This window comes from Thermococcus sp. MAR1, from assembly GCF_012027305.1.
In the GTDB taxonomy this organism is placed as follows: Archaea; Methanobacteriota_B; Thermococci; order Thermococcales; family Thermococcaceae; genus Thermococcus.
On the sequence record NZ_SNUF01000001.1, the window covers coordinates 1,104,705 to 1,129,815 of the forward strand.

Annotated in this window: 24 protein-coding genes and 1 CRISPR repeat array; of the genes, 20 read left to right on the forward strand and 4 right to left on the reverse strand. The window is 52.8% G+C overall.

The genetic code is table 11. The features are described 5' to 3' along the window. Positions 1-198: 198 nt before the first annotated feature. The 11 genes from E3E25_RS06345 to E3E25_RS06395 all read left to right on the forward strand — a co-directional run bounded on the left by E3E25_RS06345 (position 199) and on the right by E3E25_RS06395 (position 12,987). Positions 199-363, forward strand: a complete 165-nt coding sequence (locus E3E25_RS06345; protein WP_167892287.1) for a hypothetical protein — start codon at positions 199-201, stop codon at positions 361-363. Beyond that, entirely contained in the window at positions 353-1,534 is a 1,182-nt protein-coding gene (locus E3E25_RS06350) for an RNA-guided endonuclease TnpB family protein (protein ID WP_167892288.1), read from the forward strand. The genes E3E25_RS06345 and E3E25_RS06350 overlap by 11 nt, the downstream gene beginning before the upstream one ends. Positions 1,535-2,050: 516 nt before the next feature. Beyond that, positions 2,051-2,761 carry a CRISPR-associated endoribonuclease Cas6 gene (gene cas6 / locus E3E25_RS06355; RefSeq protein WP_167892289.1) on the forward strand — a complete coding sequence of 237 codons (711 nt, stop codon included), beginning with the start codon at positions 2,051-2,053 and terminating at the stop codon, positions 2,759-2,761. A gap of 126 nt (positions 2,762-2,887) precedes the next feature. Further along, positions 2,888-4,243 carry a hypothetical protein gene (locus E3E25_RS06360; protein WP_167892290.1) on the forward strand — a complete coding sequence of 452 codons (1,356 nt, stop codon included), beginning with the start codon at positions 2,888-2,890 and terminating at the stop codon, positions 4,241-4,243. Then, positions 4,240-5,226, forward strand: a complete 987-nt coding sequence (gene cas7i / locus E3E25_RS06365) for a type I-B CRISPR-associated protein Cas7/Cst2/DevR (protein WP_167892291.1) — start codon at positions 4,240-4,242, stop codon at positions 5,224-5,226. Before E3E25_RS06360 ends, cas7i begins: the two co-directional genes overlap by 4 nt. Next, positions 5,219-5,947, forward strand: coding sequence for a CRISPR-associated protein Cas5 (gene cas5 / locus E3E25_RS06370; RefSeq protein ID WP_370456653.1), 729 nt, complete (start codon positions 5,219-5,221; stop codon positions 5,945-5,947). Before cas7i ends, cas5 begins: the two co-directional genes overlap by 8 nt. A 461-nt stretch (positions 5,948-6,408) precedes the next feature. After that, positions 6,409-7,840: direct repeats of the CRISPR family, unit length 29 nt; unit sequence GTTTCCGTAGAACGGTATCGTGTGGAAAG. Positions 7,841-7,874: 34 nt separating this feature from the next. Further along, complete coding sequence (gene cas1b / locus E3E25_RS06375) at positions 7,875-8,828, forward strand: type I-B CRISPR-associated endonuclease Cas1b (RefSeq protein WP_167892293.1); 954 nt, start codon at positions 7,875-7,877, stop codon at positions 8,826-8,828. Next, on the forward strand, positions 8,828-9,085 hold the full coding sequence (gene cas2 / locus E3E25_RS06380) for a CRISPR-associated endonuclease Cas2 (protein ID WP_167892734.1): 258 nt from the start codon (positions 8,828-8,830) through the stop codon (positions 9,083-9,085). The genes cas1b and cas2 overlap by 1 nt, the downstream gene beginning before the upstream one ends. Beyond that, on the forward strand, positions 9,082-9,570 hold the full coding sequence (cas4, locus tag E3E25_RS06385) for a CRISPR-associated protein Cas4 (protein ID WP_167892294.1): 489 nt from the start codon (positions 9,082-9,084) through the stop codon (positions 9,568-9,570). Before cas2 ends, cas4 begins: the two co-directional genes overlap by 4 nt. A gap of 3 nt (positions 9,571-9,573) precedes the next feature. Next, positions 9,574-11,673 carry a CRISPR-associated helicase Cas3' gene (gene cas3 / locus E3E25_RS06390; protein ID WP_167892295.1) on the forward strand — a complete coding sequence of 700 codons (2,100 nt, stop codon included), beginning with the start codon at positions 9,574-9,576 and terminating at the stop codon, positions 11,671-11,673. Between the two features lie 141 nt (positions 11,674-11,814). Then, the gene (locus E3E25_RS06395) at positions 11,815-12,987 is read left to right on the forward strand and encodes a hypothetical protein (RefSeq protein ID WP_167892296.1); all 1,173 of its coding nucleotides are present in this window, start codon (positions 11,815-11,817) and stop codon (positions 12,985-12,987) included. Here E3E25_RS06395 and E3E25_RS06400 read toward each other — a convergent pair. From E3E25_RS06400 to E3E25_RS06415, 4 genes are all read right to left on the reverse strand, one after another. Then, positions 12,984-13,622 carry an alanyl-tRNA editing protein gene (locus E3E25_RS06400; RefSeq protein ID WP_167892297.1) on the reverse strand — a complete coding sequence of 213 codons (639 nt, stop codon included), beginning with the start codon at positions 13,620-13,622 and terminating at the stop codon, positions 12,984-12,986. The two genes, E3E25_RS06395 and E3E25_RS06400, sit on opposite strands and share 4 nt — an antisense overlap. Positions 13,623-13,683: 61 nt before the next feature. Next, positions 13,684-15,153 (reverse strand): exodeoxyribonuclease VII small subunit, encoded by a 1,470-nt coding sequence (locus E3E25_RS06405; RefSeq protein WP_167892298.1) that lies wholly within the window; start codon positions 15,151-15,153, stop codon positions 13,684-13,686. Between the two features lie 123 nt (positions 15,154-15,276). After that, the gene (locus E3E25_RS06410) at positions 15,277-16,563 is read right to left on the reverse strand and encodes a dicarboxylate/amino acid:cation symporter (protein ID WP_167892299.1); all 1,287 of its coding nucleotides are present in this window, start codon (positions 16,561-16,563) and stop codon (positions 15,277-15,279) included. 100 nt (positions 16,564-16,663) lie between these two features. Further along, a complete protein-coding gene (locus E3E25_RS06415) occupies positions 16,664-17,392 on the reverse strand; it encodes a biotin--[acetyl-CoA-carboxylase] ligase (protein WP_370456654.1) in 729 nt (242 codons plus the stop codon). 88 nt (positions 17,393-17,480) lie between these two features. Here E3E25_RS06415 and fba point away from each other — a divergent pair, with 88 nt between their 5' ends. The 9 genes from fba (at position 17,481) to E3E25_RS06460 (ending at position 25,110) form a co-directional block, all read left to right on the forward strand. Further along, on the forward strand, positions 17,481-18,326 hold the full coding sequence (fba, locus tag E3E25_RS06420; RefSeq protein ID WP_167892736.1) for a class I fructose-bisphosphate aldolase: 846 nt from the start codon (positions 17,481-17,483) through the stop codon (positions 18,324-18,326). Between the two features lie 71 nt (positions 18,327-18,397). Next, on the forward strand, positions 18,398-20,179 hold the full coding sequence (locus E3E25_RS06425) for a pyruvate/oxaloacetate carboxyltransferase (protein WP_167892300.1): 1,782 nt from the start codon (positions 18,398-18,400) through the stop codon (positions 20,177-20,179). A 174-nt stretch (positions 20,180-20,353) separates the two neighbouring features. After that, positions 20,354-22,114, forward strand: coding sequence for a carbon starvation protein A (locus E3E25_RS06430; RefSeq protein ID WP_167892301.1), 1,761 nt, complete (start codon positions 20,354-20,356; stop codon positions 22,112-22,114). Between the two features lie 36 nt (positions 22,115-22,150). After that, positions 22,151-22,441: a hypothetical protein gene (locus E3E25_RS06435; RefSeq protein WP_167892737.1), complete on the forward strand. Its 291-nt coding sequence runs from the start codon at positions 22,151-22,153 to the stop codon at positions 22,439-22,441. 9 nt (positions 22,442-22,450) lie between these two features. Beyond that, positions 22,451-23,443: an ArsA family ATPase gene (locus E3E25_RS06440; RefSeq protein ID WP_167892302.1), complete on the forward strand. Its 993-nt coding sequence runs from the start codon at positions 22,451-22,453 to the stop codon at positions 23,441-23,443. Further along, positions 23,433-23,720, forward strand: a complete 288-nt coding sequence (locus E3E25_RS06445; RefSeq protein ID WP_167892303.1) for an iron-sulfur cluster assembly protein — start codon at positions 23,433-23,435, stop codon at positions 23,718-23,720. The genes E3E25_RS06440 and E3E25_RS06445 overlap by 11 nt, the downstream gene beginning before the upstream one ends. A 1-nt stretch (position 23,721) precedes the next feature. After that, a complete protein-coding gene (locus tag E3E25_RS06450; protein WP_167892304.1) occupies positions 23,722-24,375 on the forward strand; it encodes a hypothetical protein in 654 nt (217 codons plus the stop codon). A gap of 49 nt (positions 24,376-24,424) precedes the next feature. Further along, positions 24,425-24,709, forward strand: coding sequence for an AbrB/MazE/SpoVT family DNA-binding domain-containing protein (locus E3E25_RS06455; protein WP_370456655.1), 285 nt, complete (start codon positions 24,425-24,427; stop codon positions 24,707-24,709). Then, positions 24,706-25,110 (forward strand): type II toxin-antitoxin system VapC family toxin, encoded by a 405-nt coding sequence (locus tag E3E25_RS06460; RefSeq protein ID WP_167892305.1) that lies wholly within the window; start codon positions 24,706-24,708, stop codon positions 25,108-25,110. The genes E3E25_RS06455 and E3E25_RS06460 overlap by 4 nt, the downstream gene beginning before the upstream one ends. Position 25,111: the final 1 nt, after the last annotated feature.

Below are 25,111 nucleotides of genomic sequence, written 5' to 3' on the forward strand. Positions count from 1 at the left end.
TTTTACGGCGGATTATAAAACCCTAACGCAATCCAGACTGAGACCTCCAGCGGCAGTTAGCCGCTGGGAAACCCAACCACCTCGTCCACAGTCGGGGTGGGGCTGTTTCATAAATGGTAATAATCGTAACTCTTGTTGGTTTTTGTTAGCACAAGGTTTAAATACTCCAACTTAGTATTCCTTTGATGGTGGTTAGTAATGCCTAAGGCGACTTTCGTCATCAGTAAGGAAACCCTCGAAGAGTTCAAAAAACTCGCTAAAAAACGTTATGGAGACAAGAGGGGAGTCCTAAGCGTTGCAATCGAAGAAGCAATCAAGGATTGGATTAAGAAAACAAAAAAGGAGCTGGAAAATGCCGAGTGAAACAATCAAACTAACTGCAAAATTCAAGCTCAAAACAATTCCAGATGGATTAGATAAGCTTTTCTCCACTTACCGAGGAATCGTGAACTTTCTGATTACTTACGCCTTCGAGAACAACGTTACCAGCTTTTACCGGCTGAAGAAGGAGACTTACAAAGGCTTACGCAAGGAGTATCCAGAACTCCCGAGTCATTACCTTTACACGGCCTGCCAGATGGCGACGGCAATATTCAAGGGTTACAGGAAGAGGAAGCGGAAGGGAAAAGCTAAGGGGAAGCCAGTATTCAAAAAAGAAGTCATAATGCTCGACGACCACTTGTTCAAACTTGACTCGGAGAATAAAACCATAAAACTCTCCACTCCGAACGGGAGAATTTCCTTAGAGTTTTGTCCTGCAAAGTATCACGAGAAGTTCAAGGACTGGAAGGTCGGTCAAGCCTGGCTCGTTAGAACGCCTAAGGGTGTTTTCGTGAATGTAGTCTTCTCTAAGGAGGTTAAGGTTAGAGAACCTTCAGCCTTTGTTGGCGTGGACTTGAACGAGAATAACGTAACCCTCTCCCTCCCAAACGGTGAATTCGTTCAAATCATTACTCATGAAAGGGAAATTAGGACGGGCTACTATGTGAAGAGGCGGAGAATTCAAAGAAAGTTGAGAACCGGCAGGAAAAGGAAAGAGCTTCTTGAAAAATACGGGGAGAGAGAAAGGAACAGGCTTAACGACTTGTATCACAAGTTAGCGAATAAAATCGTTAAGCTGGCGGAGAAGTATGGTGGTATTGCTCTGGAAGACTTGACGGAAATCAGGGACTCAATTAAATATTCCGCCGAGATGAATGGGAGACTTCACAGGTGGAGTTTTCGCAAACTTCAATCAATCATTGAATACAAGGCTAAACTAAGGGGAGTTAGGGTTGTTTTCGTGAATCCGGCTCATACTTCTTCCCTGTGCCCGGTATGTGGGGGGAAATTAAGCCCGAATGGACACAGGATTTTGAAGTGTTTAAACTGTAGGTTTGAGGCCGACCGTGATGTTGTTGGGAGTTGGAATATCCGTTTAAGAGCCCTGAGGATGTGGGGAGTCCCCGTTCCCCCCGAAGGCCAGCCGATGAAGATGGGAGGCTGGAAGGTCAGCCGTAACGACGTTTACGGACTTTACACAAGTTACGGCTGACCAGAACGGTATTAGTCAATCTTCCAGGAGCCGGAACAGAACGGACGGCGGTTTGGATCGTTCCAGTTCCCGGAAGCTTAATGAAGAACGTCTCCTTGGGCCAGGAGACCCGAAATTTGTGCGGAAATTTGATCACAAAATACTCTTATGGACCAGCATGAAATATTGACGCTGATGCTTCGATGTTATTTAAGGTGTTATGCAGTATCTCAACGAAACTCCAAACTTACGGACGAATTTCGGGACGAATTTCGGGATCGGTACCGACTTTTGTGACATTATCCTCCGAAAACTTTCACCTGCTGGAAATCGAATTGAATCAAATGCTTTCAGGAAGTGGAAATAAGCTAAGCCTTCACGGGTGATTTTAACGGAGAAAAGTTTCCATTGTCCGAAAGCTAATGGTCACGTGATATAACCCCAAGTGGCTTTTGTCCCATCAGCATGCGGGGAGTAGCAACATTTATTAAGGAAGAATGCATACTATGTTAAGCAGTATTTACAATGGTGCCCATTATGAGGCTAAAACTGTCGTTCGAGGTTAACGAAGGTACGTTTGAGAGGCCCAACAAGCACTCGGTGCAGGGCTTCATATACAACATGCTGAAAGGTACTGAATACGGTGCCAAACACGACCAGCCACGCTTCAAGTTCTTCACGTTCTCCGACTTCTTCAGGGAAAACAGCCACTGGACGTTTTTTATAGCCTCCCCCGATCCGGGGTTCATAAAGACGCTGTATTCAGGGATCAGGGGCAGGGAGACGGTTTACATCGGCAGGCACGAGCTCCGTGTGGCCGAGTTGAAAAAGTTCAAGCTTCCGCTCAGAAGGGCCTTCCAGACCGGTTCCCCCGTGGTTCTCTACAAAAACGCCGAGTCCAACGAGTACTTTAAACTGCATCAGCACCGCGACCTGAGGTTCTTCCTCCAGAGGCTTAAAGAGAACGCCGAGAGGAAGTACGAGGCCTTCTACGGCGAACCCTTTGAGCTCGATGGACCAATTTTCGACAGGCTGATACCGAAGCTCAGGAGCAACGGCAAGCTCGACGTTTACGTCAAGGTCGTCAAGAACGGGGTTCCTTTCCCTGTAATCGGCTCCAACTGGGAGCTCCTTGAGAGGGAGCACATAGCACCGCACGAGAGGCGTTTCTACCGCTTCATAATGGACGCTGGTCTGGGTGAAAAGAACAGCCTTGGCTTTGGGTTTATCAACCCGCTCAGGAGGTGATTCCTTGGATCTGTCTCAACTCGTCGCCCTCGGGGGTTTAATCCACGACATTGGAAAGCCGGTCCAGGTTGATGGAGCCCTAGTGGATTATCGAGAAGATAACGGCAAGGAGCCTGGGTGGTTGAGGTGCTCGACGCGTACCTGAGAAACGGCGAACTGTTCCTGGAAGAGACCGGAATTGACAGGATAACCGAGGAAACCATAACGGAAAACTACCTCCTGCCCCTCCGGGAAATGGTCGCGAACCTCGTTCCAGTCGGGTCGGAGAGCGACGCCATAGCCGTCCTCCGCGCCTTCGGGTTCAGCCTCCCAAAGAGCGACAGCAAGGTGAAAATCCTTGAGAGCCTAACCGGAACCAAGGCGTCCAAGGGGACCTGCTCCATCTGCGGGGAAGAGACCAGGGTCGTCAGGAACAAATCCTACATCTTTCCCTTCGAGCGAAAGATTGACTCGGTTGTGAACGACAACAACCGGCTCCACTTCTGCGTGGAGCACGCCTTCAAGCTCTACTCGGCAATGGCCAATCTGTACACAGTGCCGATACGAAGGCTCTCCAATGGGGAAGTGCTCACCCTGAGGTTCTTCTTTGACTCAACCCACGACAACCTCGCTGACATGAACACCCTCTTCAGACACGGGTTCTGGAGCGAGAGGATTGAGGTGGAGCGGGAGGAGAACAAAAGGGTCAGGTACTCCCTCCGCGTCAGGCTTGAGATGAGCAAGTACCACCCGAGCGAGGCGTTCTTCGCGATCATCCACAGCTTCGTGAAGTACCTGAAGAACGCTGACCTTCTGGCCGATGCTGAGAACCTTTCGGAAAGTGTTGACGTTCATCTCATATACGGGGCAGGACAGTTCTACGACCACCGCCTGATCCAAGGTTCAACGTTCGAGAGGCTCCTGCGCTTCATAGACAAACTCCAGAACACCGGAAAGGAGATGAACTGGGGGCAGAGACACCTATCAAGCGCAGACTCGGCGGTGATAACGTTCTACGAGTCACTCGAAATTCCAAGGGGAAAGAAGGACAGGTCAAAGAACTTCCTGGAGAGGGAGCGGTTCTTTGGAAAACTGCTGTCCGGCAGTTTCGATTTCGTGCTCCTCAACGGCATCTTTATGGAGCGGCTCAAGCACAAACTGCCGCTTCCGCCCTATTACTACACCTGGGCACGTTCCTACCTTGAGATTTTTGGGGGTGATAAATTGGATCTGAAGGCCTTTGAAAGGATAAACGGCCTTGGCTACTCCCTGGGGAGGGCCATGAAGGGAACCAACCTTGAGCGGTACCAGTGGGAGCTATTCCGCGCAAGGGGCTTTGAGGAGTTCCTGAACAAGCTGGTCGAGCTTCAGGCAAAGCTTGAGCTGAGCCTCGATCTGAGGCCGGTTTACGAGAACGAAAGGGCGTGGAAGGTCGTGAAGGCCGTTCTCCTGAACGGCATGCTGAACGCTCTCCACGGAAAAGAGAAGGAGGTATCGGAATGAAGGCCATAGAAGTCGTTACCCTCACCAAGGTTGAGGGTGCAAACCTGAACTCGAACGGAACTGAAGGAGTTATAGCCGTCCTCAAAAAGGTACGCGACCCTGTTGATGGGAGGGAATACGTTCGTGTCTCCGGCCAGAGCGTCAAGTACCATCTGAGGCAGCTCCTGAAGGAACTCGGCTGGGAGCTCAGCCCGGTCGTTCCTAAGCCCGGGGAGAAGAGCAAGGAGGTCATAGTGTCGGCCGGCGAGCCACACAAATACATAGACGATGACCTCTTCGGCTACATGCTGGCGGGCAAAACAGTCGGGGGTGTCAAAGACCCCAAAAGAACCGCAGTTGTGAGAACCAACGGCATGATATCCCTTTTCCCCTACATGGAGGACAGGGACTTTGGAGTTCGCTATGACCCGAGCGGGGACAACCACAACATCTACGAGACGGAGATAACGACAAACGTCATGCGCGGCAACTTCTTCATCGAGCTGGACAGGCTGGGTGCCTTCAAGGAGGGCCTCGAGGTCCCCAAGCTTGAAGGCCTTGAGGTCGTAAAGGAAAAAGATGCTACGGGAAGGGAAGTTACATTCTACGTCCTGCCAAAGGAGGAGCGCGAGAAGAGGCTGAGGGCAATCCTTGAGGCCATAATGAACTACCACGGCGGTGCAAAGCTCAGCAACTTCTTCACCAAGACCTACCCAGAGGTCATGGTCGTGGCTCTGCTGAAGAGGAAGGTTCCCGTTATAGGGGACGCCCTCGCAGTGAAGCCCGGCTACGTTGACGGAAAACTCGTCCTCGACGTTGATAGGCTGAAAGAGACCGTCGAGACCTTTGAGGACAACATCGGGAGACTCTACATCGGCATCTTCGAGAGTCGCTTTGCCAACGTTGATGAGCTGAAGAAGGCCTTTGAAGGAAAGGATAACGTCGAAATCATGAGTATGAGGGAGCTGAGGAAGAGGATAGACAAACTTGAACTCGGTGAGTGAGTTGCTGGGCCTCGTCCTTGAGGTTAAGCCCCTGCAGGCCCATTTCAGGATACCATACAACTCCCTCCTCCTCGACAGCTACCCCTTTCCGCCGAGGACGACCGCGATAGGGCTAATCGCCGGAGCTATGGGCCTGCCGGAGAGCGGTTACAGGGAACTCCTGGGGAAGCTGAGGTACGGGGTGATAATAGAGGACCCCGGAGCAAGGGTTGAGGAGACTGCGGCGATCAGAAAGCTCACACATATCCAGAGGAAGGACTACGATAAAAACAGAGGAGAGTGGCCAATATACCCAATAAAAAAGATTCTGTTCCACGGGCCGCACTACAGGCTCTTCTTCGCCGGGGACGAAAGGACAATAGAACGGGCATACGAGGCACTCCTTGATCCGGTCTTTACACCATACCTTGGGGACAGTGAAAGTTTGATGTACCCTGCAAAGAGAGAATACGCCAGGATCGTTAGTGTCGAGGCTGGGAAAGAGACAACGCTGAGGAGCCTGATCCCTGCAAAGGAATGGGGCAGGGGTGGGAGGTTCCTCGTGATGAGGCGAAACAACCTGACGCCGAGGGAGTACAGGATGCCGGTCGGGTTCACCTACCAGAGAACGAGCAGAAGGGCGGTTTACAAGAGGATCATAGCATTCGCCGGTGGCTTCGTGGAGATGGCAAATGAGATAGACGTGCTACTCTTCGATGGGGAACCGGTTTTTGTGTTTTGATTTTTTCTTTCTCGTTTCTGTCTCTCCACTTTTAGGAATTCGAGCAGGTATAACTTTTCTTTTCCCCGAGTTTCTATTCTGCGGCGCATTCTCTCCCGGTTTACCTATTCAATGGTAATTTTCCGTCAAATGTGTTCATTTGACAAATAAGGGCTGTGAGGAGGTGCCGAGGTGGAAAACGAAATAAGGGACATGATAGAATGGTCGAGGGACATTCACAGTAGTTCGCCATTGATTTTAGGTTATTTTATCGAGCCGCTGGTAAAAAGCCAGGTTTCGAACCCCTAGATTTTTCCGGGAAGTGAAACCCTGTAATTTTGAAGCAATTGAGGTCTAACAGATTCTTTTTAGAGAATGGGTTGGTGTTTTAACAGGACTGCATTGATACAGATTCCCTGGAAAAGACTTAAATACCAGTTTTGACAGTACAGTAATTGCAAAAAGAAGGAAAAATTAGCAGGGTTTCCGTAGAACGGTATCGTGTGGAAAGACACGGTATGCGTCGTATCGTCAGGCAGGTTGAGCACGTTGTTTCCGTAGAACGGTATCGTGTGGAAAGGTAAAAAGCATAGAAAACACAGGGTATGAAACATTGGTTTCCGTAGAACGGTATCGTGTGGAAAGTACTTCGCTATCTCCTTGCTAACGTCCCAGCGAACCTTAGTTTCCGTAGAACGGTATCGTGTGGAAAGAGCACCTCCGCAATCGCCGCCGCGAGCTCCTTCATCGTGTTTCCGTAGAACGGTATCGTGTGGAAAGAACTTCGCGTCTTCCCCTGTTATCTCCGCTACGTAGGTTTCCGTAGAACGGTATCGTGTGGAAAGAAGTAACCGGAAGTGGTTCAGTTAGGTCAACGCATTTAGGTTTCCGTAGAACGGTATCGTGTGGAAAGTTTTTTCTAAGCATTCTCACCGTTCCATTCACAAAAGTTTCCGTAGAACGGTATCGTGTGGAAAGGAAGAAACCGCCGCCGCTATCGGTATCCTTGGTAATGCAGGTTTCCGTAGAACGGTATCGTGTGGAAAGAGGAATTTTTGAAATCAAATGATAAGGTGGTATACTATGTTTCCGTAGAACGGTATCGTGTGGAAAGAGAGGGACGGGACGGTTCAGGGGTTCACAGATGATGTGTTTCCGTAGAACGGTATCGTGTGGAAAGATCAGCTCCTGAGCATTCATCACCTCAAGGTTCTCCGTTTCCGTAGAACGGTATCGTGTGGAAAGCCAAATTCACTATCGATGTCGTCAGTAGAAATATATCTGTTTCCGTAGAACGGTATCGTGTGGAAAGTGGTGGGGTAGTTTCAAATCAGTAAACCGCTCCGGTTTCCGTAGAACGGTATCGTGTGGAAAGTCGGTTAGTTCTATGGCCTCCGCATGTTCATAGTCTTGTTTCCGTAGAACGGTATCGTGTGGAAAGTACCGCCGATGACTTGTTAAGCCCGACAGGAAAGAAGCTGTTTCCGTAGAACGGTATCGTGTGGAAAGGGGGTTGGGTATCGGGAAAGGCCAAGGTATTGACCAAGGGTTTCCGTAGAACGGTATCGTGTGGAAAGTGGAACGAGGCAAGGTGTGGCGGAGTGCTCGGAGTGCAGTTTCCGTAGAACGGTATCGTGTGGAAAGACAGCAATTGGGCGGACGTAGTAAATTCGTCAGAAGATGTTTCCGTAGAACGGTATCGTGTGGAAAGTTGTTATCTCCCGGTCAGGAGACATGTCACCTATTATTGCGTTTCCGTAGAACGGTATCGTGTGGAAAGAACTTCGACGGCAAAGTTCCGACGGCTCCGCCCAGCTCGTTTCCGTAGAACGGTATCGTGTGGAAAGGGATACTACTGTAAAGCATAAACTGGACATTGATATAAGTTTCCGTAGAACGGTATCGTGTCTCAAATAAGTGGTAAAGCAACACTCAGGGAGGTTTTCCCTTGAAGAAGCCCTATTACATCACCCAGATGGGGATCCTTGAGAGGAGGGGTAACACGCTGTTCTTCGAGAACGAGAACCTGAAGAGGGCCATACCAATCAACTCCACCAGCGAAATCCACTGCTTCAAGCCGGTGACGCTGACAAGCGGGGCCATAAAAATACTCTCAGAAAAGAACGTCCCGGTTCATTTCTACAACAAGCATAGCTACTACCGCGGCTCCTATATGCCTGTAGAAGGGCAGGTGAGTGGAACGGTGGTAATAAAGCAGGCCGAGCACTACCTCGACCCGGAGAAGAGGTTATATGTGGCGAAACAGTTCGTGGAAGGAATAAAGGCCTCGATGGTTGCCCTCCTCAAGGCCCACAAGGCTAACTACAAGGTGATTTCAGAGGTTGAGATTGAAGGCAATAGTCCGGCCGAGCTGATGGGCCTTGAAAGCCAGCTCTGGAAGGAGTTCTATGGGCTATTTGCTTCCCTGCTCAGGCACTTTGAATTCAATGAGCGGAACAGGAATCCGCCCCGGGACGAGGTGAACGCGCTCATAAGTCTTGGAAACTCAGTCCTCTACACCGTCGCCCTCTCGGAAATCCGGAAGACCTATCTTCACCCGGCTATAAGCTTCCTTCACGAGCCACTCGAGAGGCGCTACTCCCTGTCCCTTGACTTGGCCGATATCTTCAAGCCAGTAACCGTCTTCCGCGTAATTCTCCGCCTGGTGAACAGGAGGCAAATTAGAGAGGAGCACTTCAGAAAGGAAATTGGAGTGATGCTCAACGATGATGGCCTGAGGCTGTTTCTGTCCGAGCTTAACTCCGAGTTTTCCCGGAAGGTTCTCCACCCGAGGTTCAGAAGGAACGTCTCAATTCGCTATCTAATCCGGCTGGAGGGCTACTCCCTCGTCAAGCACTTTCTCGGTGACTTCACTTACAGGTCCCTGCGGGTGTGGTGGTGATGTACGTGATAGTTGTTTACGATGTGGACGTAAAGCGAGTCACGAAAGTTCACCGCTTCCTCAGGACTCACCTCCACTGGAGGCAGAACAGCGTTTTTGAGGGAGAAGTTAGCAGGGCCCAGCTCTACGAGATAAAGCGGACGCTGGAGGGACTAATTGACGGCGACGATTCGGTCCTGATCTACGAGCTTCCGCGGGGGAACTTCAACCTCCACATCATCGGGACCGACAAGAACCCGGCGGGGGAGATAATTTGAGGATAACCGGCGTAATGGTGCAGTACTACTTTGCCTGCCCGAGGGAACTGTGGTTCTTTTCCAGGGGTCTTCAGTTCGACTTTGAAAACGAAGACATACTAATCGGTCGGCTCATTCACAGGGAGAGCTTTGAGCGCGGCTGGAAGGAAGTTCTGCTGGAGGGCGCAAAGCTCGACGTTGTTTTCCTCGATGACGGGGTCAGGGTGGTAGAGATTAAAAAGAGCTCCAAGCTTGAGGAACCGGCGAAATGGCAGCTGAAGTACTATCTCTACCTCCTCCGGAAGGCCGGCGTCGAGGCCGAAGGAATCATCTCCTATCCAAGGGAAGGGACGCGGGAGGAGGTCAAACTTACGGAGGAGGACATGGAAACACTTGAGAACGTCCTGAAGGAGATAGAAAGGGTTATATCCCTTGAAAACCCACCTCCAGCTGAGAAAAAGCCCTACTGCCGGCGCTGTGCCTACAGGGACTTTTGCTGGGTGTGAGGTATGGAACCGGGCGAAATTGAAAGGCTGATAAAGGAGAGAAAGGCCAAGCCCGATAAGAGCATCTACGAGCATTCCCTTGGTGCCATGAACATAGCAAGGAAACTGCTCAAAAGAATCCCCCACGATGCGGAGCTAGACGAATGCCTGCTCAGACACGTTTTCCTCCACGACATAGGCAAGCTCGATGACCGGTTCCAGGAAAGGCTCAAGGGCAATAGAAAGAAGGCCCCCCCACACGCCTACCTCGGCCTTGAACTCGCTTCGCGCCTCCTCGACTGCCCGGAGCCTTACAGAACGCTGGCCCTGGCTTCAATACTCACCCACCACTCCGACCTCCACCCCACGCTGTACAGCGAGGAAATAAACAGGGGGGAGAGCCTTATAATCAACGGCATCGCGGTGTCCAATCCAGCCGAGACGGCTAAACACGTCCGTAACCGACTGGCCACAGGCAGGCTCGCGAGGGAACACGGCTTCACAGGGCCGGAAGGAAAGGTAAGGTTCAGAGCGCTCTACACACTCTTCAACGGCCTCCTCAGGGTTTCTGACTGGCTTGAGAGCGCCGGGTTGGGAGCCGACTTTTACCATCTCAACAGTGGGGCTGTGGTCAGGGGGGCGGTTCTCAACTACCTGTCCTCAAAGGGCTTTTCCCCCAGGGACTACCAGCTCGCGGTCACTGGAAAGGGGGGCGGCTACTTCCGCCTTCCAACCGGAGACGGGAAGACGGAGACAAGCCTGCTCGTTACCTCGGATGACGCCTCCAAGGTAATTTACTCCCTCCCAACGATAACCACCACCGAGGCCATGAGGAAGCGCTTCGAATCGATTTTCGGCCCGGACAGGGTCTCCTTCTCCCATGGGATGCTCTTCCTGAGTTTATACCTTAGCGGGAAGCTCGATGAAAAGTTAATCCACAGATACGCGATGAAGCCCATCTTTGTATCAACCGTGGACCAGGTTCTTCTCGCCTTTTTGGGCTATCCTCGCTTTCCGGTTAGGGAGTTTGCGTTGAGAGGGGCGCACTGGATAATAGACGAGATTCACGCCTACACCCCCTTTACGCTCTCCTTAATCCTCGATGGGATTGAGTACGCCCTGAAGTACCTCGGCACTAAGGTTACCGTCATGTCTGCCACACTCCCGGCACCTCTGGCCGAAGAACTTGGAAGGCGCGGTTTGAAGGAACTTCTTCCGGACAAGGGAGTGGCCTCCAGGTACCATTCGCGGAGGAGAGTTAAGATTAGGATTGGGAACGGGAACCTTTTCGATGCCGTTGATGAAATCGCCCGACAGAGGGGAAAGGTTCTGGTAGTTGCCAACACCGTCGGCAGGGCGAGGAGAGTTTACGAGGAGATAAAAGCTAAGAGGGACGATGTTTACCTCTTCCACTCCCGCTTCATAAACAGGGATAAGAGAGAAAAGATGGAACTCGTCGAGAAAATCAAGAGCGGAATCCTCGTGGCGACGCAGGTGGTGGAGGTTTCCCTCGACATAGACTACGACGTCATGTACACAGAGGTTGCACCGGTAGATGCATTGATCCAGCGCTTTGGCAGGGTGAACAGGAGGGGAAAGAAAAGGGGAATTGCCTACATCTTCGAGCCAGAGGGGAACAAAAAACACCTTCCCTACGACAGGGACGCCTTCGAAGAGACCCTTAATCTTCTGGGAGAGCTTGAAGGAGTGGAAAACGAGCTTGAGCTTTTAAGGCTGAACGACCGCTTTTACACCGCAATCTGGAATAAGTACGAGAGGGAGCTGAAGAAGGGGTTCCTCTGGAAGAGCAGGGACGGGCTGGGCAGGATAACGAAGTGGTCCAGGGGCGAGAAACTGCTCTCAACGAGGGACACCTTCATGAGCCTTCCCGCTGTCCCAAGGCCCTTCCTCGAAAAGGCCATAGACTACGCGAGCAGGTGGGAGGAGAGGAGCCATGAGAAGAGGCTCGATGCGACGGTCTACGTTATCGAGCACACCGTCAACGTTCCAATATGGACGCTGAAGGAGAACCTCCACGACAACGATGACCTCAGGGAGCACTTCGGAGTCTTTGGAGTTGAGCTTGAGTACAGTAGGGAAACTGGATTAACAGAAGAACTTTGACGCGCGTACTTCCGGAAAACCTGCTTCTCCGCCTTCTGCGGGACGACTGCGGGAGCGGGGAGTGTTTGCTATGGTGTCCGGAGTTTGGGCAACTGGTTACTAACGCGAAAAGTTTTTATCTGGAACTCTATAGATGTAACCATGAGAGCGGCTGTCCCAATCCTGATAATCCTTCTCCTTCTTCCAGCCGTCTCGGCGTGGAACACCACGATAAAAGTTCATGAGAGATCATATTACCTCATAAACGACCTCAACATCAACGTTAGCTCTCCATGCCAGCAGTGGATTTTTCTAACACTCATTGGGCCGGAGGAGAGCAGAACTGCCTCATTCCTCACAGGTGGGAAAGAGGAAATCTCCCTGGAGAACCTGTCGCCCGAGATACTCGTGCTCGGATGGAAGAACGTCACCGTGATCGTCGAGGCGCGCTGTCCCCTCAACGTCTCAATCCAGCCGATTTACTACCCCGACGTCTGCGGTGAGGAGTACTACCTCCCCAGCTGGAGATACAGGATAGTGAGAATGCCCCTTAAGTGGGAAGGGATCGCCTACGAAATCCAAAGTCCTCTAGAGATCGAGGCCATCTATTTTGGCTCTAACAGGGTGTACGTCAACGGGACTGAGGTTACCGAACTCCCTCTGAGGGCGATTATGACAACAGAGAATGGAAGTATGGCAGTTGAACCGCTCCCCCTCTACGGTGGCCTCTGGTGGTACCCTCTGGCCGGGCTTCTCACGACAAGAAACCTTACAGTAAAGCTCGAGGGAGAGGCGGCAGAATACATCGATGAGGTTTACGCGCTCGCCATCCTCCCCCAGAAGGACATTCCGAGTATACCCAGCTACGGAGAGGGCTACCACCCACCGAGTTGCGGGCCAGTGAGCTACCTGAGGATGAACGGAGAGGCACTCTGGGAAGGCGAGAACTTCACGCTCCTCGAGTACAAGACCGACGAAGGAAAGGAAGGAAAGATCTACGTCAAGGATGGATTCGTTTGCACCAATGTGAACGGCGGAGAGGCCTGCAGCGGGCCGCTGATACCCGGGCCGTCACATTTTGAAGTTATATTCTCGGGGGGCACGTTGTACGTGACACAGTGGGACAAGAACCTTTTAACCCTCGAGCTTGGCGCGAAAGGGTTACATCCCAAACTCTTCCTGGGACTCCCAAGCGAAAAACTCTACGGGATGGAAATCTACGCCCGAGAACCCGTCCCATGGAAAGAAGAGAATAAACCTCCCGGCCTCCTTATAGGGGTTCTCATAATTATCGGCGGGATTGCTGCGATTGTAAAGATGTTAGAGAGGCGCTAATCCTCAAGCCAAATCTCCAGCCTCTGCTTTCCCCTTCCGAGGCTGGAGCGCTTGAACTTCTTCAGGTGGCCTATCTCCTTTATGTCCCTCACGTGCGTCCCGCCGCAGGGAATTATTTCAAAGTCCCTTATCCGGGTGTAGCGCGTTTCGCCTTCCCACCATATCCTCATCTCGCCGCCCTCATCGACGAGCCGGTTGAAGGTCTCGATTATCTCGTTTTTCCACTTATTCACGTTCTCCGGATAGAGTATGTCGTATCTGCCCTTCTCGACGCTCATTCCACTGCCGTAGAGCTCCCACTCACCGGGCAGGACCTCGTTCAGCACGTGCTCAAGCAGGTGCATCGCGCTGTGGATCCTCATGAGCCTGTAGCGGTAGTCCCAGTCGAGCTTGAGCTCGACCTCCTGGCCAAGATTGAACTTCTCGGGTTCAGCCACCACGTGCCAGACGTTTTCGCCATCTTTGTGAACGTCGAGAACTTCAACGCCGTTTATCGTTCCCCTGTCGTGGGGCTGGCCGCCGCCGGTCGGGTAGAATATAGTCTGGTCGAGGAGAAGGGCGTTGTCCCTGACCTCCAAAACCTTTGCCTTTGCCTCCTTCAGGTAGGCATCTTCGTAGTAGAGCTTGCGAGTCACCGTTACCACCTCAGAAGTGTTGGAGATAGGCATTTAAATGAATATCGAAAAAAGGAAAGGCTCAGCGCCTCTTCCAGAAGAACACTGCCAGGCCTACAAGGATGACCGCGGCCGCAACAGCGGCCATACGCTGGGTTTCGGTCGGGCCTCCTTTCGTCCCGCCAGGAATCGTGTACCTTATCGTCGCCGTGGTGTAGTTGGAGAGCATCTTGGTGACGTCTTCGGCCGGGGCACCGTAGCGGAGGAAAACGTGGGAGGTTATCTTCAGGCTGTTTCCTTCCCGCAGCACGGTCATAGTGAACCTGTTGCCGTTGAGGTTCTCGCTTATGTTGTCCGGCACCTCAAGGAACTTCCCTCCATCTGGGAGGTTTATCGTGAGGTATAGTGTATGATTGACCCCGTACTCAAGCCTGTCCGTGAGCCCGTTTGCCAGCCCGAGCGTTGGATCAAACTGGTAAACGTACGAGCCATTCTCAAACGTTGTGAAGTTCCTAAGCAGGTATTCGGCGTCTATCACCAAAGGCGCACCTGTCTCGTTGAGCCCGAGTATCTTGACCCTGCCATCGTCAACGATGGCACCTCTATAACCGAGCGCTATCGAGTACGTTCTCAGTATATACTCAGTAACGTTCTCAACGCCGTAGGAGATTATCTCGGCCTTCCTGGCCTCGACCTCGGACTTGGGTTCGATATACTCGTCCCTCATATGAAGCCTGACGCTACCGTTGTTGTATACGTCCAGCGTGACATACTCGTTCATGACACTGCTCTGGTAGTGTTCCTCACCCTTGTATGGCGCCTTGTAGCGAATGTAATAGTCCTTGTAACTTCCGAAAAGCGCGTTGTATCCATCGGGGGGTAAGAAGGGCTCAAGATAGATGTACGACTTCACCACCACGGTGTTCCCCTCAGCCTTTGAAGTTACAAAGAACTTGCTCGCGTTGTATTGCTGGGCGAAGGCCTTCGGGTACTCTATGAGCGTTGCGTTCTCGGGGAGCTTTATGATGAAGGTGTTGTTTATGTCAACGGCAAAGGGAAGCCCCGTGTCGGGGACGTTTATCGTCGCGTAGCCCCTGGTCGGGTCAAGGTGAACCTCCCAGTAGTCACCGTAGGAGTAGTACTTTGAGAAGTTCATGGCTATTGCGTTGAAAACTATGGTTATGTTGTTGCCCTCCTCGATGCCATAAGATTTTATGCTCTCGTTGGCAAGGCTCATTCCAGACTGGGTGAGGCTCTGAACGTATCTCTGCAGCTGCTCCTCCTCAAACTTCGCTATGGCCTCTTCAATAGTCATGTTGCCGTTCTGGGTCTCATTCAGGATCTCTTCTATCTGCTTCTGTATTTCCTCTTTCGGCCCAAGCCAGACGGTCTTCATTGTTATGTTTGCGTCCCCATTGGGCAGAATGACTATTGTAAAAACGAAGTCCTGCTTGTACGTCTTCGGTTGAAAATCCTCCGCAAGCCCGAGATTTGGGCCAATGAGAGGTGTCAGTAGAATCGCGGCGAAAAGCACCGCAAGCAATCTCTTCATTACACACTACCTCCATTCCATCTGTACTGGTAACTAGCGCCGCACCGGAGTATTTAACTTTATCTCAAAAGTAGGGAAAGAAAAAGCTGGCAAAAGGCAAGAAAGAACAGAAAGGATGAAAGATCACTGCTCCCACTTGGAAAAGTCTATCTCCCCCTCCGTCTTGGCCACTATGGTCGTTCCCGCAAGGTCGCCGGTGACGTTGACCATCGTCCTGCCCATGTCGAGGATGGCATCAATGCCCAGTATCATAGCATAGGCCAAAGCAACGGGACTTCCAGCGGTCAGGTCGAGACCGACGCTCTGGAGGACCATGGCGAGCATTATCGCTCCGGCTCCCGGAACACCGGCGGTTCCAACAGAGGCCAGAACGGCTGTTAGAACGACGATGAGCTGCTGGCTCGGTGTGAGCGGATGCCCGATGGCGTTGGCAACGAAGAGAACCGTGACACCCTGGTAAAGTGCGGTTCCATCCATATTTATCGTGGCACCCAGGGGGAGGGTGAAGGAGAATATTCCCCTGTCGATGCCCATTTCCTCCTCGGCAACGCTCATCGTAACGGGCAGGGTTCCGCTGGAGCTCCTTGTTACGAAGGCGGTAAGCATCGCATCCTTGGCCTTCTTAATGAACTTGATTGGATCGATGCCAAAGATTTTGAGCAGGACGAAGTAGACCAAAAGTATCTGTACTGCAAGGCCGAGGTAGACCGCAACCACGACCTTGGCCAGCGGTCCAACGACCTTAACCCCCTGGGAGGCCATGACGTAGGCTATGAGGGCAAAGACACCTATGGGAGCGTACTGCATAACGCCCGCGACTATTATGTACATTGCCTCGGCAAGGCCATCAAAGGCCCTGAGGAGCGTTGTTCCCGCGTTCCTGAGCCTCTCGTCATCCTTGTTTATCAGATAAGTCAGCGCTATGCCCAGTATTATTGCAAAGAATATCACGGGTAGCACTTCACCGTTGGAGAGGGACGCGAATGGGTTCGTGGGTACTATGTTCAGGAGGGTCTTCACAAGGGAAGGCGGCGTCGTCTCTATGGCCTTTCCCTCACCGGTTCCAAGGCTTATACCCGTTCCGACCCTGAAGAGGTTGCCCATCAGCAGGCCGAAGAACACGGCAAAGGCCGATGTGAGGAGGTAGTAGACCACTATCTTCACACCGACCCTTCCTAGCCTTGCTGGACTTATACTGGCGGCACCGACGACGAGCGATGCGAGGATTATTGGCATCACTAACATCTTCAACAGGCGAACAAAGAGGTCACCAAACGGCTTGATGTATGTCTTGACGAAGTCTGCATAGCCAAAGTAGCCCATAATCAAACCAAAAACTGCACCGAGGATTAATCCCCACAGTATCTTCCACAGAACCGGATAGTTCAGGTACTTTCTCAGGAGCCCCATCCGGAGCACCTCCCTCTGTGTTTGAATGACGGCGATATTAGGCTACTGGCTGTAACTATATTAATCTTCCGGGCAAATATATGTCAAAACGTCAGAAAAATCAGGGGATTCTTAACGAAACATCCCCGTATAAAATTCTCCTTAACTGTCCGTCAATGTCGAGTAAAAGCGACCCATCATCTAAAACGTCCACTACACGTCCTATAAGAACATTATCATCCTCAACGACCCTGACGATTCTCCCGAGTATGAACGTTCTCTCACGAACCTTGGCCATCATAACATCGGGGCGCCCCTTGAAAATCCGGTACCATGCGTTTAGATGGAACAGTAGTCTTTCAAGAACCTTCCCCAAGGGCAGGGGAGCTCCAATCAGTTCTATCATAGAAATCGCATCCCTCTGAAGCTCGGGGGGGATGGGATTGTTAACGTTTAGGCCGATTCCCAGGATGGCATATTCCCCCGCCTTCCCCTCCGTCAGAATGCCGGCTATTTTCTTGCCCGCAACCCAGACGTCGTTCGGCCATTTTATTCCGGCGGAGATTCCAAAATCCGCGAGGGTGTCTGAAACGGCTAAAGCTCCAACGAAGACGAGCCTCGGATCAACACGGGGAGGCTTGAGAATGACGCTCATCCAGATGCCTCCCTCCGGGGAAGCCCATGAGCGCCCTCTTCTGCCCTTTCCTGCAGTCTGCCTTTTCGCGATGACGACCGTGCCCTCTGGAACCTCCAGGGCTATTCCCTTCGCGTACTCGTTCGTGGAATCCGTCTCATCAAGGTTGACGACCCGGATACCTATCACGGTTTCCCCGTTCATCCATTGAGCCACCACCAAAGATTCGACCTCAGGCTTAAACAACTTTCCATCAAGGAAAACCTTAAATCCTCCAAATCATATATCACTCCCGGTGATTAGTATGGATGCATATCAGAACGTTGGCATTAAGAGGCGTCTCGGAAGGTTTTTCCGAAGGGATGGGAGGGCACTCATCTTCGCCATGGACCACGGCTTCGAGCACGGGCCGACAGACTTCGAGGAGCACTGGGAGCACGTTAACCCAAGGGTAATCATAAGGAAAGTTATGAGGGCTGGAATTGACGGCGTTATGATGCTCCCCGGTCTCGCGAGAATAGCCGGGAACGACGTGAAACCCGACAGAGGTTTGATGATAAAGCTCACCAGTAAGACGAACCTCCGCCCGAAGGACGACCAGCTCCTCCAGAGCCAGCTGGCTTTCGTTGAAGACGCGATAAAGCTCGGTGCAGACGCCATAGCGGCGACCGTTTACTGGGGCTCCCCCCAAGAGGATGTCATGATGCGCCAGTTCGCCGAGATAGCGAGCTACGCCCACGACCTCGGCTTCCCCGTTGTTCAGTTCGCTTATCCGCGCGGACCGTACATAAACGAGAAGTACGGCAGGAAAGAGGACTACCGCGTCGTCATGTACGGCGCCAGGGCTGCAGTCGAGAGCGGCGCTGACATGATAAAGACCTACTGGACAGGCTCGCGGGAGACCTTCGCCAAGGTGGTCGATGCCGCCGCCGGCGTTCCGGTTCTCCTGAGCGGCGGGGCGAAGGCCGAAAACCCCCTTGACTTCCTGAAGGTGGTCTACGACGTCGTTGAAGCCGGCGGAGCGGGGGCCGTCGTTGGGAGGAACATCTTCCAGCGCGAGAACCCAGAACCTTTAATAAAGGCCCTCATTAGGGTCATACACCGTAACGAGGAGCCTGAAGAAGCAGCAAAGGCAGAGGGGCTCATCTGATCCTTCTTGCTTCCCTATTTTGTCCAGCAACCTAAATATATCTCCTTCTCCAAATCCCCACGGGTGAGAGAATGGGGAAGGTCGAAATAATAGATACCACCTTTAGAGACGCTCACCAGTCCCTCATAGCCACCAGGCTTACGACCGAAGACATGCTCGCGGTAGCGGAGAAGATGGATAGAATAGGCTTCTACTCCATGGAGGTCTGGGGAGGGGCCACCTTTGACGTCTGCATACGCTATCTTCGCGAGGATCCGTGGGAGAGGCTGAGGCTCCTCAGAGAGCACATCAGAAAAACCAAGCTCCAGATGCTCCTCCGCGGGCAGAACGTCGTCGGCTACAGGCACTACCCCGACGACGTGGTTGAAAAGTTCGTCGAGCTCGCCCACAGAAACGGGATAGACATCTTCAGAATATTCGATGCCCTAAACGACGTCAGGAACATGGAGGTAGCGATAAGGAAGGCGAAGGAAGTTGGAGCCGAGGTTCAGGGTGCGATAGCCTACACGACGGGCAAAGTGTTCACGCTCGAGTACTACATGAAAAAGGTCGAAGAACTCCTGGCGCTCGATGTCGATGTAATAACCATTAAGGACATGGCGGCCCTCCTAACACCCTGGAAGGCCTATGAGCTGGTGAGTGAGATAAAGGAACGCTACGGCGTTCCCGTAAACGTTCACACCCACTCCACTACGGGAATGGCGGTCGCAACGTACATCAAGGCCGTTGAAGCTGGAGCCGACTACATAGACACTGCCATAAGCCCGCTCGCCTTCGGAACCGCCCAGCCGGGCATACAGACCATCTGGCACGCCCTGCCCGAGGCCGTCGGGAGCCACCTCGACAGGGAGCTCATCCACGAGGTCTCACGCTACCTTAAGCAACTTCTCGATGAGAAGTACTCGGGAATGCTGCACAAGGAGGCCCTCATGGTGAACCCATACGTTCTGAAGTACCAGGTTCCGGGGGGAATGTACTCCAACCTCATCTCCCAGCTGAAGGAGATGAAAGCTTTAGATCGACTACAGGAGGTTCTGGAGGAGATTCCTCGCGTCAGGGAAGACCTCGGATGGCCGCCGCTGGTGACGCCGACCAGCCAGATAGTCGGAACGCAGGCGGTTCTCAACATCCTCTTTGGGAGGTACGAGAGGATAACGGAAGAGGTCAAGAACTACATCAGGGGGCTCTACGGAAGGCCGCCGGGGGAGATAAACCCCGAGTTGCGGGCAAAGGTTCTGGGGGAGGAGGAACCCATAACCGTAAGGCCAGGAGAGCTGCTCGAACCCGCGCTGGAGAAATGCAGGAAGGAGCTTGAGGAACTCGGCTACCTGGAGAGGGAGGAGGACGTCCTGACCTACTGCCTCTTCCCGCAGGTGGCGCTTGAGTTCTTCAGGGCGAGGAAGGAAGGCAGGATGAAGCCAGAGGTACCCCCGGCGGTTCAGAGGTTCAAGATTTACGTGGACGGGGTCGAGTTCGAGGTAGGAGTTGAGGGCGTTGACCTGAGCGCGCTCAGGTACCTGCCCCATGTGGCCGGAGTTTCGACTCCACCCAGCGCTCCAAAAACATCACCTGTGCCTGCGCCCGTTGCCGCCTCCGCTCCCGCTCCGGTTACTCCAGCAGCAACGCCCGCACCAGCCAGCGAGGGTGCCGTAACGGCCCCAATGCCCGGCAAGATTTTGAGAATCCTTGTCAAGGAGGAGGATGAAGTCAAAACCGGCCAGGGATTACTCGTCTTGGAAGCAATGAAAATGGAGAACGAGATTCCAGCACCAAAAGACGGAGTGGTTAAAAAAATCCTCGTCAAAGAAGGCGACACCGTGGACACCGGACAGGCACTCATAGAGCTCGAATAAAGCCCGCTCTCAGCCCCTTTCCTTTCCATTGCTTTCTTAAAATACTTCCACCTGGAATCCGGGCACGGTTTCCAACGGTAGGTTCAAAAACGAAACATCTTCAGTTTTTTGCCGAAAAGCATTTATATCCAAAAAGTGTACATCACAGCGCAGAATATACATGGAGGTGCAACCATGAACTCTGCTGTAATAGTTCTTCTGGCCGGTGTTATATACCTGGCCATGTACTTCAGCTATGGCAAAAGCCTTCAGAGCAAGGTCGTCAAGGCCGACCCCAACCGGCCAACTCCAGCCCACAAACTCTACGACGGGGTTGACTACGTTCCGGCCCACCCGCTTGTCCTCTATGGCCACCACTTTGCGTCGATAGCGGGAGCAGGACCTATAGTGGGTCCAGCCCTGGCAATGGCATGGGGATGGCTTCCGGGACTCATATGGGTCTGGTTCGGAAACGTCTTCATCGGTGCGGTGCACGACTATCTGGCACTGATGTCATCGGTTCGCTACGATGGCAAGTCCGTCCAGTGGATCGCAGGGAAGCTCATGAGCAGGAAGACCGGCATATCCTTCGAGGTGTACATATGGTTCGCCCTGCTGCTCGTCGTCGCGGCCTTCGTTGCCGTCACCGCCAAGCTGCTCACAGTAACGCCCCAGGCAGCAACGGCGACGCTCCTATTCCTGCTCGTCGCGGTGATACTGGGATACCTTATGTACAAGGTCAAGATGGAGTTCAAGATGGCAACGATAATCGGCATCATCCTGCTCATCATAGCAGTGTGGATCGGCCTCAAGTACCCACTGATCTTCGTGGACGGCCAGACCGACCCGACCTCGGCCGCCTACACAACCGCATACCACTACTGGAACATAATCCTCATGGTTTACATCATAATTGCGGCCTCGCTTCCGGTGTGGATACTCCTCCAGCCCAGGGACTACCTCAACGCCTACATCCTGTGGTTCGGACTGCTCTTCGGCGGCATAGCCCTAATATTCCTGGCCAAGGACTTCGCTGCCCCGGCGTACACCATGTGGAGCGCCAACGTCATCAAGGGAATCACCGCCGACGGCTCCGTTCCGGTGGCGTCGCCCTTCTGGCCCACGATACCGCTCGTTATAGCATGCGGCTCTTTAAGCGGATTCCACTCGCTCGTGGGTTCAGGAACCACGTCAAAACAGCTCGACAATGAAATCCACGGCCTGATGGTGGGTTACGGTGGAATGTTCACAGAGGGATTCCTCTCCACCATAGTTATAACCTCCATAGCCGTCTACGGAGTCCAGCTTACCGGCCTCAGCGGCGATCCTACCGAGTGGGGACTCAACTACATCAACGTCGGTGGTCTCGGCACCTTCCTCGGAGGCTACGCCAAGGCAGTCAGCGAGTTCTACGGCGTCAGCGAGACCTTTGGAAAAACCTTCGCGACCCTCTGGGTCTCAGCATTCACCCTCACATCGCTCGATACTGCTACGAGGCTCGGCCGCTTCGCCTGGCAGGAACTCTTTGGAATGATCTCCGACACCAGCAAGGGCACCATGAAGCTCGTTACCAACAAGTGGGTCGCGTCGATAATCATCGCCGGCCTTGGAACGTACCTCGCCTGGGGAGCCGGCTACAAGGTCATCTGGCCGGCGTTCAGTGCGATGAACCAGATGCTCGCCAGTATCGCTATGATGACCGCTGCACTTTGGGTCGCAAAGGTCCAGAGGGCTGGAAACTGGAGCTGGGCGGTTCTAATACCTGCCCTCTTCCTCTGGATTACGGTGACGGCGGCGATAATCTGGTACCTCATCTACGTGCCGATGGTCGGCCAGTACCTCATAGCCGTCAAGGGTGCGCTCGTGGTCAGCCTGCTCCTCAACCTGCTCCTCGCCTGGGACTTCTGGGTCGCCTGGAAGAGACCGAGCGAGGAGTACGCCGCGAGCGCGGCCTGAATTTTTTCTTTATTTTTCGATTCTCAGGTGATGGAAATGAAGGACAGAGAAAAAGACCCTCTGAAGAACGTTAGGGCCTTCTTAAAGGGCTTTTTCGGAGCATTCAAACAGAACTCAACCGAGTACATTGAATTCGAGCTGAGGGAGCTTGAGAACGTCTTCGCGCTCACACTCATGGGGGCTTTCGTTGGAATCCCCAGCCCGCCTACGACGCTCGTGATAAGAATACTGCCACACATGACGCGCGAGCTGTACGTGATGCAGCGCAGGGCGGTGGATATGGACGACGTGCTCGGCGAGCTGGCGGGGATGTTTGAAATCACGTGAGGTGGTCCCATGAGGGAGTTCTTCCTGCCCAAAAAGGGCTACCGCGTCGTCTTTTTCATAGGCAAAGGCGGAGTTGGAAAAACGACGGGTTCGGCGGCGGCCGCTGCGGCGCTCGCGGAAAGGGGCTACCGGACGCTGATAGTGTCGCTCGACCCTGCACACAACCTCGGTGACGTGCTGATGGTGAAGCTGAAAGACAAACCGAAGAAGATAGCCGAGAACCTTTACGCCAGTGAGCTCGACATGGAGAAGCTGATAAAGACATACCTCAAGCACCTGGAGGAGAGCATGAAGCACACCTACCGCTATCTCACGGTCATAAACCTGGAGAAGTACTTCGAGGTCCTGAGCTACTCCCCGGGAATCGAGGAGTACGCCACGCTTGAAGCAATAAGGGAAATACTGGTGAAGGGCAATGAGTGGGACGTAATAATCTTCGATACCCCTCCGACCGGATTAACCCTCCGCGTTCTCGCGCTCCCCAGGATCTCCCTAATCTGGACGGATAAACTCATCGAGATAAGGAAGGCCATCCTTGACAGGCGCGCCGCGATAGCCAACATACACGGGGAGCAGGAGTTCACAGTTGAGGGTGAGAAGATAAAGCTACCCACGAGGGAGCAGGACGACGCCGTGATGAAGGAGCTTAAGTCCTACCGCGAGGAGGTGGCCTTCGTTGAGGGAGTTATAACCGACCCCAAGAAAACGAGCGTCGTGGCGGTGATGAACCCGGAGATGCTGCCCCTTTATGAAACCGAAAGGGCCAGGGAGAGCCTTAGGAAGTTCCGCGTGCCCTTCAACATGATCGTCATGAACAAGGTTCTGGAGCTGAAGACAGAGGTTCCGGAGCTGAAGGCCAAGCTGGAGGCCCAGGAGCGGGTTCTCGGAGAGGTGGGAAGGAAGTTCAAGGGAATTGATGTTGTGAGGATACCGGTCTTCGCGGAGGAACCCCGCGGGCTGGAGCGTCTCAGAACCCTCGGGGGAAAGATAGTTGGAGAGTGAAGAAATCTACGAGAGGCTTAAAAGGGTGAAGGAACCCATAACCGGGGCGGATATAGTGAGCCTCGGGCTCGTCGAGGCCGTCACCGTCGATGAAGATGGTGTAAGGGTATACCTCCGGCTCTCCGAAGGTCTTCACCACCCGTTTCAGAACGCCCTCAGCTGGCCCGTTCGCTGGCGGATCGTAAGGGACATCGTCGCTGCCCTCGATGATGTCGCTGGTCTTGAGATACTCGACGCACGAACCCTCGAAAGATACTATCCGCTGGAGGAGGATTGAGATGGACAATCAGGTACTGTTTGCTGCGATATTCCTTATTGCCGGCATTTCCGCCCTTCAGTTCTACAGGGGGCGGAAGCTGAACCTCATGCTGATGGAGCACTACATACAGGCCGTCAAAGAGGTGATCAAACCCGAGGATGAGCTTTACACCTGGCTCGGCGGCTACATCGGCTTTCGCGCCGAGTACAAGGTCCACAGGGACAACCTCAGAAAGTTCGAGTACACCCTGACACTCCTTCCGAGGCACAGCCTTCTCTACTTCCCGATAGCGTTGATAACGAGCCGGCACGACAAGCTGTACCTCGTCATCAAGCCGTTCTCGGATATACGAAGGGAGGCCCACCTGATACAGAAAGGCTACTACCGGATGAGGCCCGGAATAGATAACGAGGAGCTGCTCAGGAAGGAAGTCATCGAGATAGCCGGGAAGCAGTACGAGGCCCTCTACGAGAAGAGGAGGGACGTGGAGAACCTGAAGGCCCTAATCGAGAGCCTGTCAAGGCCAGCCAACATCAAGCACGTCTCGCTAACACCGAAGACCAACGTATTCTACGTCCAGATGAAGCCCGAACCCGAAACGATAGGGGAGGACATCAAGAGAATCGTCCGGTTCGCAAACGAGAGGCTAAAGGAGAGTCCCTTCTCTTCCTAAATTTCTGCCCTCGCAACCTTTTTATCGGTTGAACCCATAGTTATACTTGGTGATACCATTGGTTAGTATCCGTCTGAAGGTCGGCCCAAAAGGACAGATAGTCATTCCAAAGGTCTTCAGAGAAGCTTACGGGATAAATGAAGGTGGAGAAGTCATAGTCGAGCCTACCGATAAGGGACTGATAATTATGCCCAAGAAAAGCAAAGAAGAACTGATTAAAGAGCTCCTCGAATGGAAGCACAAGAAAGCCAGGGGAAAGCCCGCCAAACTCGGAGAGCTCAGGGGGACAAGCCTTGAAGACGAGTTCGACGAGGTCTGGGGGATTGACGAATGAAGCTCTTTATAGATACAAACCTCTTCGTTTACCTCCTAACCAAGACGCCCGAAGACGAGAGAAAGATAATTGAGTTCTACGCCGAACTGATTGAAAATCATGACCTTTACACAAGTCCGCTGGTTCTTGACGAGACCATCCACGTTGCAAAAAAGAAATACGGCGTCCCTTACGAGCTTTCGATTGAGTTCATAGACGAAAAGGTTCTCCCTTACGTTGAAGTTCTCCCCCTGACCGTCTTTGATTACCTGACAGCCAGGGGGATAATCCTCAAGTACAACCTCCGCCCCTCCGATGCCCTTCACATTGCGGTTATAGAGAACAATGGCCTTCAGGCGGTAGTGAGTGAAGATGAAGACTTTGACGTTCTCCCACTAAAAAGGCTCTGGTTGGGTGATTGAG